Origin of the sequence: Microcoleus sp. OTE_8_concoct_300, assembly GCF_031383065.1 — a bacterium.
GTDB lineage: Bacteria > Cyanobacteriota > Cyanobacteriia > Cyanobacteriales > Microcoleaceae > Microcoleus.
In genome coordinates this window covers 1-13,902 of record NZ_JANMZH010000877.1, presented here as the reverse complement: position 1 = coordinate 13,902, position 13,902 = coordinate 1, and the positions used below count along the sequence as shown (strand labels likewise).

Sequence of the window (13,902 nt, the reverse complement as noted above, 5' to 3'; positions counted from 1 at the left end):
ACCCCGTCGACCCACACGCTGTCGTCCCTGAACCCGTCGTCCCAGAACCCGTCGTCCCAGAACCCGTCGTCCCAGAACCCGTCGTCCCAGAACCTGTCGTCCCAGAACCCGTCGTCCCAGAACCCGTCGTCCCAGAACCTGTCGTCCCAGAACCCGTCGTCCCAGAACCTGTCGTCCCAGAACCTGTCGGTGTTTGTAGTGGTTCCTGTCCCTTAGAATCCTCAATGTTAATTCGGTTTTCTGCCTTAGGGTCACCGAAAGGAATTACCTGGTTATTACCCCCAATGACAATGCTGCCTGCAGTACCGTTTAAGCCGTTATAGTCGGGCCCGATGCCGAAAGGAGTTTTCGTTCCGCCTCCGTGGCTAATGGTGATAGTTCCCTTGTTACCGCCGCTACCGGTACCAGTCGAGAAGGCGGAAATGCTGCAACCTGGCGAGGAGCAGTAGTTTGTGGGTTTTCCGCCTCCCTTTCCGCCTCCGTTTGCGCTTGTGGTGAAAGTGCCTGTAGCTCGGAAATAACGGCCGGCTTGAATGTCAATCTTTCCTCCGTCTTTGTTGCCTTCGGCGTTGATATACTTTACTTCGATGTCGTTGCTGGCGTTGAGGGTGACTGCGCCGCCGTTTCCTCCTGTGGATGTCGCGTCTATGAACCCTGTTTGAATGTTGCTTGAGGGTCCTACATATTTAACGTCTCTGGCCGTAATACTAACGTTTCCGGAGTCGCTTTTGTTGGCGCTCGACCCTGCGTTGATATTGCCTGTTTCTACTTTTCCTGTAACGCTGGTGACGGTGATGTTGCCGCCGGAGGTGGTGCTGGAGCTGGAGTTGAGAGCGCGAGTGATAATGTCGCCGTTAGCTTTTAGGGTGATCGCGCCGCCTTGGGTCGTCATGTTTTCGGTAACTGCAAGGCTGTTGGCTGCTTTAATTTCGATCGGGCGGCCTTGGGTGGTCAGGTTTGCGCTGACTGCAACGCTGTTGGCTGCTTGAATTGCGATCGCCCCGCCTTGGGGGGCCAGGTTTCCGGTGACTGCAACGTCCCCCGCACTTACTACTCGGTTAGCCTGGTTAGACGCCGTGAGTACCACTTCACCGTTTTTGACGCTGACGCCTGTAGCGCTGCCGAATTGACTGATGCCGCCTGTGAGCAGTTCGGGCAAGGATGCGATCGGCAATGTCGAAGTTGGGCTGCTCGTCCCTAAGGGCTTGATTTCCAAACTTAGCACACTGCCTGGCTCGCTGATGCGCACTAGATTTGTCCCGCGGACTGATGCTAGGGTAATTTGACCGCCTCCTGGGGCCGAAAGGCTGCCGGTGCTGACAACGGTGCCGCCGAGGAAGGTTAAGTTCTGCCCTGAGTTGACTTCTAACTTTGTTGCCGTGCTGATAATTGCCCCTGCTTGAGCGCCTCCAAAAGCAAAGGAAGTGGGCGGGCCTGTCAGATTTGTGTAGTTGTTAGGACCGACAGCGTTAAAGAACAACGAGCCATCCTTACCAAATCCAATACCCGTGGCGGTGGTTGCTGTGAAAGAACCCTTCACGTCTAAGCTGGCATTGTTGCCAAATATGATGCCGGATGGATTCATCAGAAACAAGTTAGGAGTGCCGCTGCCGGCGCTTACTTGAATTTTGCCGTTAATAAACGAGGGGTTGCCCCCGTTTATGCGCACTAAAATGTTGAGAATGTTGGGGTTTGATATAAAGTTGGCAATTTGCTTGTCCGACAAGCCAAATTCTCTAAAACTGTGGAATAGATTTGTGTCCGAGGTTTTTCCGCCTTGAATATTGAAAGTTCCGCTTTGGCCTGCGGGAGTGCTTACTGTTGTTCCCGTTCCGTTTGGGTTCGGCTCTGGAACAATGCTTTGAGCTTCGGCTTTTGCTTGCAACAAGTAAAGATTTATTAAGATCATTGGCAGAGAAAGTGCCAGGGTTCTTATTACTCCTTTAGAGATAAATCTTGCCTGTATTTGAATATTTTTTGGGGTTTTCATAGGTTTTTAATGGGTAAAATATATCAATACTTTGGACTGTTTTTGATTCTTAACCTTAGAATAAGGGTTTCAAGGCTCCAAGGCAAGTTCGCTACCAACGGAAAATCAAGGGTTTCAGACTACGAACTAAAAACAGTCCGGACTATTGATACATAATTAACAGAGATTAGGTAAAGAAACCCGGTTTTTCAGAAAAATGGGGGTTAAAGTCTATATTTATGAAGCTACCGGGTTTCGGACTGCAAGTGCGATCGAGAGTCAATGAGGAAAATTTCCTTATAAAATTTGCCTCTGCATTTGCAATTCCCCGAGCGTATCTTCTCCACCATCTAAGTATAACTCGCAATGGGTAGAAGCTGTATCTTCGGCATGACCTAAAAAAAGCGGCTTTCCTAGACGCACTCCGACGGCTAGAAACCTGTTGTTTTTTATATGAGTGAGAGTTTGAACGAAGTATGGCGGTTTAAAAAACCGGTTTCTGCGCCCAAAACTGACGCTTGAAAAATCCAGGTAAAAAAATTTTTATAAAAAAAAACGCATCTACAATTGCCGACCATTAAAATTATGACACAAATAAGCAGTCCTGGACGCAAGGGGCACAGAGAGTAGGGCGCGTCAGAAACGGTCGATTGCTTCTTCATCCCAGGACGCAGAAACCGAGTTTTTTTTACGTGAAAATACTTAGTTGCAGTCCCAGGCTTAAAAAACTGCGTTTCTTTGATAGCCCTAGACGCAGGGGTGCATAGAAACCGGGTTTGTTAACGAAAATAATTCCTTGCAGCCCGCAGAAACGATAAAAAAACCCGGTTTCTTTAGTCCCTATGCGCAAGTCTTGTTCTTGCTTCTTGCGGATGGCGGATGGCTGCTGTCTTTGGGTTTTAAACTGTCGCACCGTTGCTGTTGAATGGGCTGTCCTAGCGGATTTGTGGAATGATTTAAGAGTTAGTTGGGAGAAGTTTGGACGGTGGGCGAGGGACTGGGTGAAGCAGGGCGCGGTGAAGCAGGGCGCGGTGAGGGATTTGGTGAAGGAGTGGATTGGTTGGATTTTTTGAGACCCACAAAAGCGTCGTAACGGGTGGTACGATCGCCAATGACGGCGGCTGTAACCCCGATCGACCGAGTGGCGTCTATCCACATTTTTTGGTTGGGAGGAAACTCCGGCAAAGCTAGGTTTTTCGGGTTAAACGCACTCTCGGTGTCGATGAAGAAATTGCCGTTGTGGGGGTTAAGTTGCGATCGTACAGTTTTCTGAAACAGTTCGCTGCTTAAAAGCGGACTTTTCGGTGCCGGAACGATCGCATCAACCACTGGAGCTCCTACTGTGATAAACGCTACATCCTTCATCCAGCCGCGAGTTACCGTAATCCCTCCAAACGGCGATGTCCATTTTGTCGCAGGTTTGCCGCCGACTTGAATTTCCTCAACTCTAAACCCTTTCGTTTTCATCGTTTCATCAAGCTGTTTGAGGGATTTGTCGGCAGCGCCGCGGTTGTTTGTTTCCACCATAAATACAAATCCGGCAGCAAATTTGTCTTTGGGATTCTGCGCCGGGGCTGGTATTAATGATAGAGAAAATTCTCCCCCCATCCAGTTGATCAAGTCTTTATCTAAATCCATGCCCGTAATGGATTTTAAACCTGTACGCAAAACTTGGGGATTAATCGGGGAAATCGGGTTCGCCTCAGCTCCCAATATGTAGTCTTGCCACAAACGCTGCAAGTTGCCGCCGGATACCATCATTATTGTATTGTTTGGCAGGCGGTTAGCCATTTTTAGAGCATTGTTTTCTACTGCTATCCTTCTGGTAGAATCTGGTTTTAGCCAAGAGATTGATTTGAATCCAACTCCTTCTGCTTCCAGCGTCGCTGTGGTGGCAAATCCCTGATTTTGTTGCAGTTGTTCGAGGTTTTGGGCCGAAATTTCCCGGGCTGAGTTGGCGGCGGCATAGGCGGCGGCAACGGGCATATTGACGTAGATTTGACCGAAGGCGCCCGGACTTTTTATTTTATCTATGGCGTCTGCATAGCCAGGGGTTTTTGCTAGGGAAGGTTCGCCTTTGTAGGTGTCGATTATTCTGTCTGTAGCGCTAGGATCTGTGGTGACTGCTAGATAGTTTGTGCCGAGTACCGCGACTGAGAAATTGCGATCGGGTACGCCTTTAGTTTCTGTGACTTGCACGCCTTTATAATTACGCTCAACTATTTTTCCTTGGCTCAGGGGTCTGGGTTTTGCTAATAATTCTTTGGCTTTGATCGGGTTGGCAATTGGCAGGATAATTGCCACTGACTGTTGAATTGGCGGAGGCGGGGGCACATTGGGTGCGGGCGGGGGGACTGGTATAGCTATTTTGTTGCGGAGAAAGGCTACCATTGCTGTGTTACCTACCCAGGGTTGAATGTCTTGCTGGTAGGCGTAGCCATTGCTTGTGAGGAGGCGATCGCGCATTTGGCTTAAAAACCTCTCAAAGGAAGCTTTTGACTCCGGCGTGCCAAACTCTCGCAGTCTATTCCACTGCGATTCATCGGTGGTGATGGATAGGGCCATCATCGTATCTTGCGGGACAACTGTTGCCCCCGCCGGCAAATCTTTGGCGGGGCCACGGGAAATGACGAGGTAGTAGGTGACAAAGCCTAAGCCGATCAGAAGTGTGGCGGCTCCGATCGTAAACAGCAGGGAAGATTTATCTTTCTTAAACATTATTCGTAAGGTTCGGGTGCTCGCAACATCATAAATTATATTGGGGATGGGGCATGGGGCATGGGGCCTGGGGCATGGGGCCTGGGGCATTGGGCATTGGGCATTGGGCATTGGGCATTGGGCATCGGGCATTGGTAATCTGTTGTTTTTTATTTGTTATTAGAAAAACTACTAAGCTGCTGTGCATCTAATTCGACAGTCAATTTTTCTATAATTATTGTGGGACGGGCATCCTGCCCGTTTCTGTGTTCAATTTAGATGCGTAGCAGCTTAACCAGTAACCACTAACCACTATAGTCCTAGACGCAGAAACCGTTTGTTTTTTACTAAATACTGGATTTGAGCCTTTAATACTGGTAAAAAACCTAGTTTCTTTGGTATTTACGCATAAGTCCTACACTAACTACTTCCGATGCCCCATCCCCGATGCCCGATGCCCAATTCCCAATTCCCTGGTATTTACGCATAAGTCCTACACTAACTACTCCCGAGCCCCAATTCCCGATGCCCGATGCCCAATTCCCAATTCCCTGATGTTAGTTTCTGGCCTTAAAGTCTTTAAAGATAGTTTGAAACGAGTACATCAGCCGGTGCACATCGTTTGTCGCTCTCGGAAAGATGTTGAGTTCCCATTTTTTGCGCGCGGTAGTTAGCAGTTTTGCTACGGGTTGGGAGTAACTGTTAGAAATGAAATAGCTGCCGCCTTCGTAGCGAATGTCTGAGGCTAAGCCGATAAAAGCACCAGCCATTTCTAGTTTAAGTTCTGAGGTGCAGTGCTGAGATTTTACTGCTAAAATTACTTGCGAGTGCCGGGGTTCGCGGTTGAGCAAGCGGCAGATATTCGCTTCTTTTTGGTACAAAATTAAAACGTTACAGTTGTGCAGAACTCCGGCTCTACCTTGGACTTTTACTCCTAGGTGAACTTCCAGGGCTGGTTTGTCGGGAAATTCCACAACAGCATGAGTGTATGGATGTGCAGTTCCGTGGAGTTTTCCTGCTGTTTTTCTAAATGTTAAATATTTCGGTGTTTCGTCGTCTAAAACATTGTTATAATAAATATTACCCCCTTCATTAGCAACTGCTTTTAGCAGGATGGTGAATAGGTAAGCGTCAAAAATGCTTGATTGTTCTGCGACGCCGTTGAAGTCGGGATCTATCGAGCTTTTTAATTTGCTTTTAATTGCGGAATTTGTGGCGTAGTTGCTCGGCCCTGAAGGCAGTTTTTCCAGCAATTGCTTGAGGGCGATCGCCTGTTTGTGACGGGGGGCGGTGACGTTGGAAGTAAACTCGATTGTTTGGGCTGATTCTGCACCTGAATTCGCAAAGGTAATTTTTGTGCCGAGGGGAGATGTTTCAGATTCTACTTTTAAGAAATAAGCAATTTCGTCTTCCATTTCGGAAGTGTTCACAGTCGCTTGCTCGATAGCATCAATTAACAGCAAAAGTTGTTCTTTTGCGGTATAATCTTCTATCTTGAGCAGGGGTGTTTTTCTTTTGAGCGATCGCTCTTCTATTACTTTGCCTATCTCTACAGTATCCGCTACTTGTTGAACTACCCAACCCAAATTAAACTCATTCAGATTTGCCGCCAGTTCTTGATAAAGTTTGGCGTACTCGATCTCGTCCATAATTGTTTCTGCGCTGCCTACTATTCTGATTATACAAGCAGATTTGATTTTTTTGTCAATGGCTGGTGAGCAAGTGCGCAGATTGCCTGTAATGGCGGATTGGCGAAGTGTTTGAGTGTCCGAGTGGGGAAAATCTTTGTCTTGGCCCAACATCCATCAGTTATATCCGTTAAATCCCGTACACTGCTGGTTGCCGAACTTGCTGCTGCCTGAGAGAGACAATTGGCAGTAAGCTATTCTACGACATTTGTAGCGATCGAACTATGGCAACTATCAACGACAACTACCTTAAACTCAAAGCTGGCTACCTGTTTCCCGAAATTGGGCGCAGGGTGAAAGCCTTTGCAGAGGCGAATCCCGAAGCGCCCATCATCCGGCTGGGGATTGGCGACGTAACGGAACCACTACCGGAAGCTTGTCGCCAAGCGATGGTGGCGGCGGTGGAAGAAATGGGTTCGCGGGATACCTTTAAAGGATACGGCCCGGAACAAGGTTATGAGTGGCTGCGGGAGAAAATTGCCGAGCACGATTTCAAGTCGCGGGGATGCGATGTTGATGCTTCGGAAATCTTTATTTCTGATGGTTCTAAGTGCGATTGTGGCAATATTCTCGATATCTTTGGCAACAATAACACGATCGCAGTTACCGATCCAGTTTATCCGGTGTATGTAGACACTAACGTGATGGCGGGGCACACGGGAGATGCGAACGAAAATGGCGAATACGGCGGCTTAGTTTACCTGCCAATTACAGCGGAAAACAATTTTACTGCGGAAATTCCCACCGACAAAAAAGTCGATTTAATTTACTTGTGTTTCCCGAATAACCCGACCGGGGCAACTGCAACTAAGGAACACTTGCAAGCTTGGGTAAATTATGCTAAAGCTAACGGTTCGATTATTTTCTTCGATGCGGCTTACGAAGCGTATATTACCGATCCGAGTTTACCGCATTCTATCTACGAAATTGAAGGGGCGCGGGATTGTGCGATCGAATTTCGTTCTTTTTCAAAGAATGCTGGTTTTACGGGTACTCGCTGTGCGCTAACAGTTGTACCGAAGACTTTGACTGGAAAAGCAGCAGATGGTTCAGATGTCGAAATTTGGAAGCTGTGGAACCGCCGCCAATCTACTAAATTTAACGGAGTTTCTTACATCGTGCAGCGCGGTGCCGAGGCGGTTTATTCAGAGGCTGGCAAGGCACAGATTCAGGCTTTAGTCAATTTTTACATGGAAAATGCTGCGATTATTCGCGAGAAATTGACAGCGGCGGGAATCGAGGTTTTTGGTGGCGAAAATGCACCTTATGTGTGGGTGAAAACGCCTCACGGTTTGTCGAGTTGGGATTTCTTTCAGAAGTTGCTGGAAACTTGCAATGTGGTGGGAACTCCGGGTTCTGGTTTTGGTGCGGCGGGTGAGGGTTATTTCCGCATTTCGGCGTTTAATAGTCGGGAGAATGTGGAGGAGGCGATGAGACGGATTGTGGAGAAGTTTAAGGTTTAATCTCCTTTCCCGCTTAAACCGAAAGGCCTCCAGCCCGCCAGGGAATGAATTCCCTGGCTAATAGCTAAAGTCCTCTGAAGAGGACTGAAAAACTCATTAGTCCTCTTCAGAGGACTTTAGCTTTGAGACAGGGGTTGAAACCCCTGGCGGACTGCTGGCGGACTGCCTGGCGGACTGCTGGCGGACTGCCGGATTCAGCGAAAAAGCATTAATTTAATATGTTGTGGAACAGACGGGAAAGCCTGTTCATGAAAATAGTAAAATATGTGAGTTATAATCTAAGCCAGACAACTTTATTCAGAGCGTGAAAAAGCAATGCCCTATAGCGAATTCACCCTCAAAAGAGTCAAACAAGACTTTCAGCTCACCCTAATAGAAGTACCTACTTTTATTGTTTCTGCGCCCCCGATTCAGCCGAGTCCCGCGCTAGCTGAGTTCATCGAAAAACGCTTACCTCTAGCCCTAGCACTGAATACAGAAAAAGCTCGTTCAGAAATGATTATCTGTCCAATTCTTCTAGAATTAAAAGATATTTTCCAACAGCAAATCAGTCTGTTTTCTGGTAATGAATTTACGGTAGATCAATCTGTGGGGCTTAACGGTGTCTGCGACTTTCTGATCGGCAAATCGCCTGAACAACTTTTTATCGAAGCTCCTGCTATGATTGTGGTGGAAGCTAAAAAAGAAGACATTAACGGCGGACTTGGACAATGTGTTGCTGAAATGATTGCGGCTCAGCGTTTCAATGAAAAAAACGGCTACTTTGTAAACAATCTCTATGGTTGCGTTACGACCGGGAACTTGTGGAAATTTATCAAATTAGAAGAGCAAACAGTTACCATTGGTTTGAGAGAATACTCATTGCCGCCAGTTGAGGAAATTTTGGGGATTTTAGTTAGCTTTATTACTTAGTCGGGACTTACGCATCACAACCAAAGAAACCGGGTTTTTACTCGGTGTAAAATGCTCTGGGTATTTTGTTATTGAGGATGGTGGAAGATGTGAGTTATAACTGAGATATTGCATCATTCTCAATAAGTCTTTCATGGGCGGGCTTTCCTGCCCACCCCACAAGAAAATTAATTCTTTGTGGAACAGGCCGAAAAGCCTGTTCTTCAGTAAAGAACTACAATTATCCAAAAATAACCTTATGCCTTACAGTCAATTCACTCTCCAGCAAGTTACGCAACAATTTAAGCTAAAAATCGTTGAAGTCAGCACATTTTTGCCAGTTACTAATCCTGTATCTCCCAGTCCTTATTTAACAGAGTTTCTCGAAAAAAATTTCGATTTAGCACTGGCACTCAACACGGAAAAAGCTCGCTCTGAAATGCTGATTTGCCCAATTTTGTTGGCTGCAAAAGAGGCTTTAGGGGGAAAGATTAGCTTGTTTTCTGGGGAAGACTTCACGGTTGAACCGGAAACAGGACTTAACGGCATCTGCGATTACATTCTCAGCCTTTCTTCCGAACAATTATTTGTCACAGCCCCGGTGGCTATAATAGTGGAAGCTAAGAAAGAAGATTTGAAAGGAGGATTGGGTCAATGTGTGGCAGAAATGCTGGCTGCACAAAAGTTCAACGCGGCTAAGCAAATTTCTATTCCGATAATTTATGGATCTATTACAACAGGGAGTATCTGGCGTTTTTTGAAGTTGGAAGGGCAAACTGTTACGATCGGTTTGAGGGAATATTCTTTAATGCCGATTGAGCAAATTTTGGGAATTTTAGTTAGCTTTATTAGTTACTAAGTGTGAGTGAATTAAATTTTACGATTTGTGGTATAATTGCCAAGATAAAATTAACCACACTGAATATAAGCCAACACAGGAGTTTTTATGCACTTGCTACGAGTTCAAGTTCCTGATTTTCGCGGTTTAAAGGACATTGACATAACTTTTGAAAAGGATTTTGTTCCTAATATTTTTCCGCTGGGTAGTCAAAATGGCGGCGGGAAAAGTACGCTGTTGCAGTTGATTTTTGTGTTACTGCACTGTTCTGTTGATGAGGATAAAAAACCATTTTTACAAAATCTGCTTGAGGGATTTAAAATTTCTGATGAGGACGAAAAAATCTTAGCAATCATTGACATTTGGGATGGAGAAAACATCGTCAATCTTAAATTTTATTGTAACAAGTATTCTATTGAAGCTGGGACAGAACTTTCTGATGAAGAGATGAATCACATAGGGATCTCCAAAGAGATCATAGATGTCTGTTCTTTTTCAAAAGTTACAGATACATTTTTTGAGTACGACCACCACCATCAAATCCTAACAATTACAAAGTTAAAATGTCGTTTTAATAATCCCAACAAGGAGCAAGCAGAATTATTTTTAGATAAGGTATCCCGTAAAATCTTTCTAGCAGCTCCGTCCACACAAGTTTTTCTATTTCTTCCGCCGGATTCTAGAAAACTATTATTTAGCAACTCACGTAACGGAGATAATTATTACGGGATACTCGAATCTGCCCGATCCAAATTACAAGGCTTGTTTACCTATGACTTTCTTGCTGTAGAGCTACTGATTGAATCATTTAAAGCTGCTCGCGATCGCGATTTCAAAGAAGCGATTAAAACTGGTAGCTACGGCAATAGTTATCAAACTCTAATTAAGGAACTAAATCTGCTGTTGGGAAATAAAAGGATAAATTTAAATGAAGATTTCTCTGGTGTCAATTTTAAATTGGATAATAATGGTGAAACTATAGAACTATATCCCGAAGATTTAAGTCACGGCGAACTCAAAAGACTTAGCATTTATATATGGCTCAAGTCCCGGAACATAGAAGATGCAATTGTTTTGATGGATGAAGTTGAAATTGCTTTTCATCCAGATTGGCAATATCAAATTATCTCAGACCTCAAAGAGTGGGCTCCCAGCAATCAATATATTCTCGCAACTCACTCCTACGCATTGTGTGAAGCTCTGACACCTGCTCACGTTAAAGAAATTGAGCCAAAACTGATCAAACAAGAATCTAATATTACAAATGAGTCTTAATCCAGAACAGCTAAAAGAACACTGCGAGATAATTCTTCAATCTCCCAGAATTAAGAACAAAATTGTGGTGCTATGCGAAGGCGCTATTCCCGATATCGAGGGTAGGCGATCGCCTCAAGCTTATAAAAAAATGGAGGAAATGCCGGATGCCAACTTTTATAAGGCTTGCGTTCCGAGATGGTGGAGAGAAAAGCTGCCACAATTTTTCAACTGTGGCGATCGCGCAAGTGTAATAAATACTTATTTCAAGCTTTTAACATTACACGAACAGGATACCACTAACTCGTATTTAGAGCCCGATCGACTTTTTGCAATGATAGATTTGGACTTGCACCTGCAAAAGATTGATGATTACCCTTTTCCCGATACAGAAGCAATTTTTTGCGATCTTTACGAAAAATCGGAGGTGCGATCGCAAAATGCAGCACTACACCGGATATGGATTACAGGTTTGATTCATAAAGAAGCATATTTTATCACACCTGAGCTTCAATCAATATTTGATGATTATCCTAATTATCCCATGTATCAGAATAATCCTCTTCAACTGAATAGTATTTATATGGATATGGCTGATAAAATTAGTAGCGATCCAGACTTGAAGAATAACCTTAACATACAGAGAGCGCTCGATCGCATAAATCATTGTTTAAATTGTACAGATTTAGATAAATTACAAGATTCATGGAAAACTGAGTTTAAAAATACGTCTGATGAAACACGGAAGCATCAGTTAATTAGGGCTTTGCTCACAATTAAAAAAGTTAAGAATGAGAAACAACCTGAGCATGATTATTGGGAAAAAATTAAGCCACCCGCTGACTGGAGTGGAAATGAGAAAAATTTTAGAGAACAACTCTCGTTAGAAATTGGGAGATTTTATTCACGGCAAAGTAGCGATGTTAAGTCTCATATTCCTTTTTTTTTCAAAACATTGTATGAGTTCGTTTAAATAAAACGCCTCAATTATAATATTCCATTTTCTATCCATCAGCATCGCTAGGAAAACCAAATTGGTCTGGTAATTCAGCAGAGGTAATTTGTAGAATCTCTAGCAACTTCTTGTATTGAACAGGCGTTAGCTTCGGTACAGATCGCCCAGCTTCCCAGTTGCTTACCGTCGCTTCCGTAACGCCAAGTGCTTCACCTAGCTGCTTTTGAGTCATAAACCGCTGAACTCTCAGTCGCATTAGGGGCGATCTATCGGCTCTTTCTGAGGTTTCCATAGGCTATTTGTTAAGTTATATTAATTTATTTGGGTTTTATCTAAAATGATTGACATCTACCCTAAATTAATTTAGATTTAATCTAATAGAGATTAGACAGCACCAGCTAAGCCACTTGTGCTGTAGGGGAATTGCTGTCTTTTTTTCAACTTGTTATTGTACGCGGTTTTACCGTTACAAAGCATCAAACCTATCCAAAATTATTGGTCAAAGCTATGTTGCAAGATTCATCATCGAACCAAACATCGCCGAATGTTTTAACCAACCAAACCTTTGAGGGCGATCGCGAAGCAGTCCGTCACGTCATCATCGGTTCGCCTCTGGGGGTACGGCGAACTATCCACCAACTGCACGCATTGCGCTACGAAGAAGCTGTTCGTTGGACTCATCCGATCGCGATTCCCGACAATCGCATCATTATTACACCCGATCGGGGAGAAATCATGAGTCTTTTAGTCAAATTAATCCGGCTGCAATGAAGTCATAAATGTGCGATCGATCTTTCTAGAATTGAGTCAAAAGTGCGATCGCGAATCTCTTCTCGTTGCCCGTGCTAAACTCAATAGATATCTTGTATTCTTATCAAGAACAGGCAAGATGCCTGTTTCACAAAGAATGAGTTTTATTGTGGGGTAGGCATCCTGCCTGCCCTGGGCACAAACTTAACAACTAGCTCGCAATTCAGCTTATGATGGTTATCACCCCCGTCCTCAAACCTGTTAGCCAGATCGAGCTTACTCCCGGTAGTGTCGTAACTATTCCCAATATAACTTGGTGGGAATTTGAGTCGATTTTGCAAGAATTAGGGGAAAAACGAAGAACCCGAATTGCCTACAGCAACAGTACCTTAGAAATTATGGTTCCCTTACTAGATCGGGAAATTCCGAAAGATTTAATTTCCGATATGGTAAAAAATTTACTCAAGTCTGCGGGTAGAAGATATGAACCCTTTGGTTCTACTACTTTCAAACGGGAAGGTGCAGCAGGAGTTGAACCTGATGCTTGCTTTTATATTCTAAATTATCAGCGGATGATTAATCGCCGGCGACTTTTACCGGACGATCCGCCGCCCGATTTGGCAATTGAGACGGATGTTACTTCTAAAACTCAGATCGATGCCTATAAAATTATTGGAGTTCCAGAAGTATGGGTTTATGACAGCGGCAGACTTCGCATCTATTTGCTGCAAGATGGAGAGTATGTAGAATTCGATATGAGTCCGAATTTTCCAGAAATCGCGATCGCCCAACTTATCCCCACTGCGGTAGAACGTGCTTTACAGGTGGGAAGTTATCAAGCGCTAGAAGAATTTGAAAGTGCGATCGGCTAAACTCCTAGGATGCGTTACGCGCTTCGCATCTGACAAGCTTTAGACCTCTTGCAAAAATCCTTTTCATCAATTGATGGGACGGGCAAGATTCCCATCCCACAAGAGTTATTTTTTCTTGGGGGATGGGCATCTTGGCCGTCCGATTTATTTTTGCAAGAGGTCTTTTACCAACTGAGAGGTTTTAATCAGCCATCTCGTACCATCCAAACCAGCATTCCCAAAATTTCGTCCACCGGAGGCAACGCATACAGGGTAAGCGCATCTAATTTGGTATCAAATGTAACAGACACTAAAAAGAGGGTGCAGTATTATAGCTGACCGGTTTGTCCGAGAGATTCTATAATGACTCTCTTTTCTCAGTAGAAAATAGGAATGAATACTCTCTGACTAAAGGATTTGCACCCGTTGTCGCGAGCGCTAAATTAAAAAACATAAAAACCCAGCATCAACCTATTTCTATGCAAGAACTAGAAGGGGGTTTGTTGAATTATTTTGATGATCTACCAGATCCAAGAGTTGACCGCA

General features: G+C 44.6%; 11 protein-coding genes. 7 read left to right on the top strand and 4 right to left on the bottom strand.

Going from position 1 to position 13,902, the window contains the following annotated elements:
* The 3 genes from ACUVJL_RS38310 to ACUVJL_RS38300 all read right to left on the bottom strand — a co-directional run.
* Positions 1 to 1,990: two-partner secretion domain-containing protein (locus ACUVJL_RS38310; protein ID WP_445250590.1), on the bottom strand; the 1,990-nt coding region annotated here is incomplete at its 3' end.
* Positions 1,991 to 2,932: 942 nt separating this feature from the next.
* Complete coding sequence (locus ACUVJL_RS38305) at positions 2,933 to 4,687, bottom strand: DUF3352 domain-containing protein (RefSeq protein WP_445250589.1); 1,755 nt, start codon at positions 4,685 to 4,687, stop codon at positions 2,933 to 2,935.
* 536 nt (positions 4,688 to 5,223) lie between these two features.
* A complete protein-coding gene (locus ACUVJL_RS38300; protein WP_445250588.1) occupies positions 5,224 to 6,315 on the bottom strand; it encodes a hypothetical protein in 1,092 nt (363 codons plus the stop codon).
* A 263-nt stretch (positions 6,316 to 6,578) separates the two neighbouring features.
* Between ACUVJL_RS38300 and ACUVJL_RS38295 the strand changes: the two genes are divergently transcribed.
* The 5 genes from ACUVJL_RS38295 to ACUVJL_RS38275 all read left to right on the top strand — a co-directional run bounded on the left by ACUVJL_RS38295 (position 6,579) and on the right by ACUVJL_RS38275 (position 11,773).
* A complete protein-coding gene (locus tag ACUVJL_RS38295; protein ID WP_445250587.1) occupies positions 6,579 to 7,817 on the top strand; it encodes an LL-diaminopimelate aminotransferase in 1,239 nt (412 codons plus the stop codon).
* Positions 7,818 to 8,132: 315 nt separating this feature from the next.
* Complete coding sequence (locus ACUVJL_RS38290) at positions 8,133 to 8,729, top strand: hypothetical protein (protein ID WP_445250586.1); 597 nt, start codon at positions 8,133 to 8,135, stop codon at positions 8,727 to 8,729.
* A gap of 238 nt (positions 8,730 to 8,967) precedes the next feature.
* Entirely contained in the window at positions 8,968 to 9,567 is a 600-nt protein-coding gene (locus ACUVJL_RS38285; RefSeq protein ID WP_445250585.1) for a hypothetical protein, read from the top strand.
* An 87-nt stretch (positions 9,568 to 9,654) separates the two neighbouring features.
* Positions 9,655 to 10,821 carry an AAA family ATPase gene (locus ACUVJL_RS38280; protein ID WP_445250584.1) on the top strand — a complete coding sequence of 389 codons (1,167 nt, stop codon included), beginning with the start codon at positions 9,655 to 9,657 and terminating at the stop codon, positions 10,819 to 10,821.
* The gene (locus ACUVJL_RS38275; RefSeq protein WP_445250583.1) at positions 10,811 to 11,773 is read left to right on the top strand and encodes a hypothetical protein; all 963 of its coding nucleotides are present in this window, start codon (positions 10,811 to 10,813) and stop codon (positions 11,771 to 11,773) included. Before ACUVJL_RS38280 ends, ACUVJL_RS38275 begins: the two co-directional genes overlap by 11 nt.
* A 31-nt stretch (positions 11,774 to 11,804) precedes the next feature.
* On the opposite strand, the gene ACUVJL_RS38270 is transcribed toward ACUVJL_RS38275, so the two are convergent.
* On the bottom strand, positions 11,805 to 12,047 hold the full coding sequence (locus ACUVJL_RS38270) for a helix-turn-helix domain-containing protein (RefSeq protein ID WP_445250582.1): 243 nt from the start codon (positions 12,045 to 12,047) through the stop codon (positions 11,805 to 11,807).
* A 131-nt stretch (positions 12,048 to 12,178) separates the two neighbouring features.
* Here ACUVJL_RS38270 and ACUVJL_RS38265 point away from each other — a divergent pair, with 131 nt between their 5' ends.
* Positions 12,179 to 12,526 (top strand): hypothetical protein, encoded by a 348-nt coding sequence (locus ACUVJL_RS38265; RefSeq protein ID WP_445250581.1) that lies wholly within the window; start codon positions 12,179 to 12,181, stop codon positions 12,524 to 12,526.
* A 209-nt stretch (positions 12,527 to 12,735) separates the two neighbouring features.
* Positions 12,736 to 13,377 carry a Uma2 family endonuclease gene (locus ACUVJL_RS38260; protein ID WP_445250580.1) on the top strand — a complete coding sequence of 214 codons (642 nt, stop codon included), beginning with the start codon at positions 12,736 to 12,738 and terminating at the stop codon, positions 13,375 to 13,377.
* The last annotated feature ends 525 nt before the right edge of the window (positions 13,378 to 13,902 follow it).

Excerpts from the sequence above, each read along its gene's own strand:
- ACUVJL_RS38280 (WP_445250584.1), top strand. The coding sequence starts at position 9,655 with ATGCACTTGCTACGAGTTCAAGTTCCTGATTTTCGCGGTTTAAAGGAC.
- ACUVJL_RS38275 (WP_445250583.1), top strand. The coding sequence starts at position 10,811 with ATGAGTCTTAATCCAGAACAGCTAAAAGAACACTGCGAGATAATTCTT.
- ACUVJL_RS38300 (WP_445250588.1), bottom strand. The coding sequence starts at position 6,315 with ATGGACGAGATCGAGTACGCCAAACTTTATCAAGAACTGGCGGCAAAT.
- ACUVJL_RS38260 (WP_445250580.1), top strand. The coding sequence starts at position 12,736 with ATGATGGTTATCACCCCCGTCCTCAAACCTGTTAGCCAGATCGAGCTT.
- ACUVJL_RS38270 (WP_445250582.1), bottom strand. The coding sequence starts at position 12,047 with ATGGAAACCTCAGAAAGAGCCGATAGATCGCCCCTAATGCGACTGAGA.
- ACUVJL_RS38295 (WP_445250587.1), top strand. The coding sequence starts at position 6,579 with ATGGCAACTATCAACGACAACTACCTTAAACTCAAAGCTGGCTACCTG.
- ACUVJL_RS38285 (WP_445250585.1), top strand. The coding sequence starts at position 8,968 with ATGCCTTACAGTCAATTCACTCTCCAGCAAGTTACGCAACAATTTAAG.
- ACUVJL_RS38305 (WP_445250589.1), bottom strand. The coding sequence starts at position 4,687 with ATGTTTAAGAAAGATAAATCTTCCCTGCTGTTTACGATCGGAGCCGCC.
- ACUVJL_RS38290 (WP_445250586.1), top strand. The coding sequence starts at position 8,133 with ATGCCCTATAGCGAATTCACCCTCAAAAGAGTCAAACAAGACTTTCAG.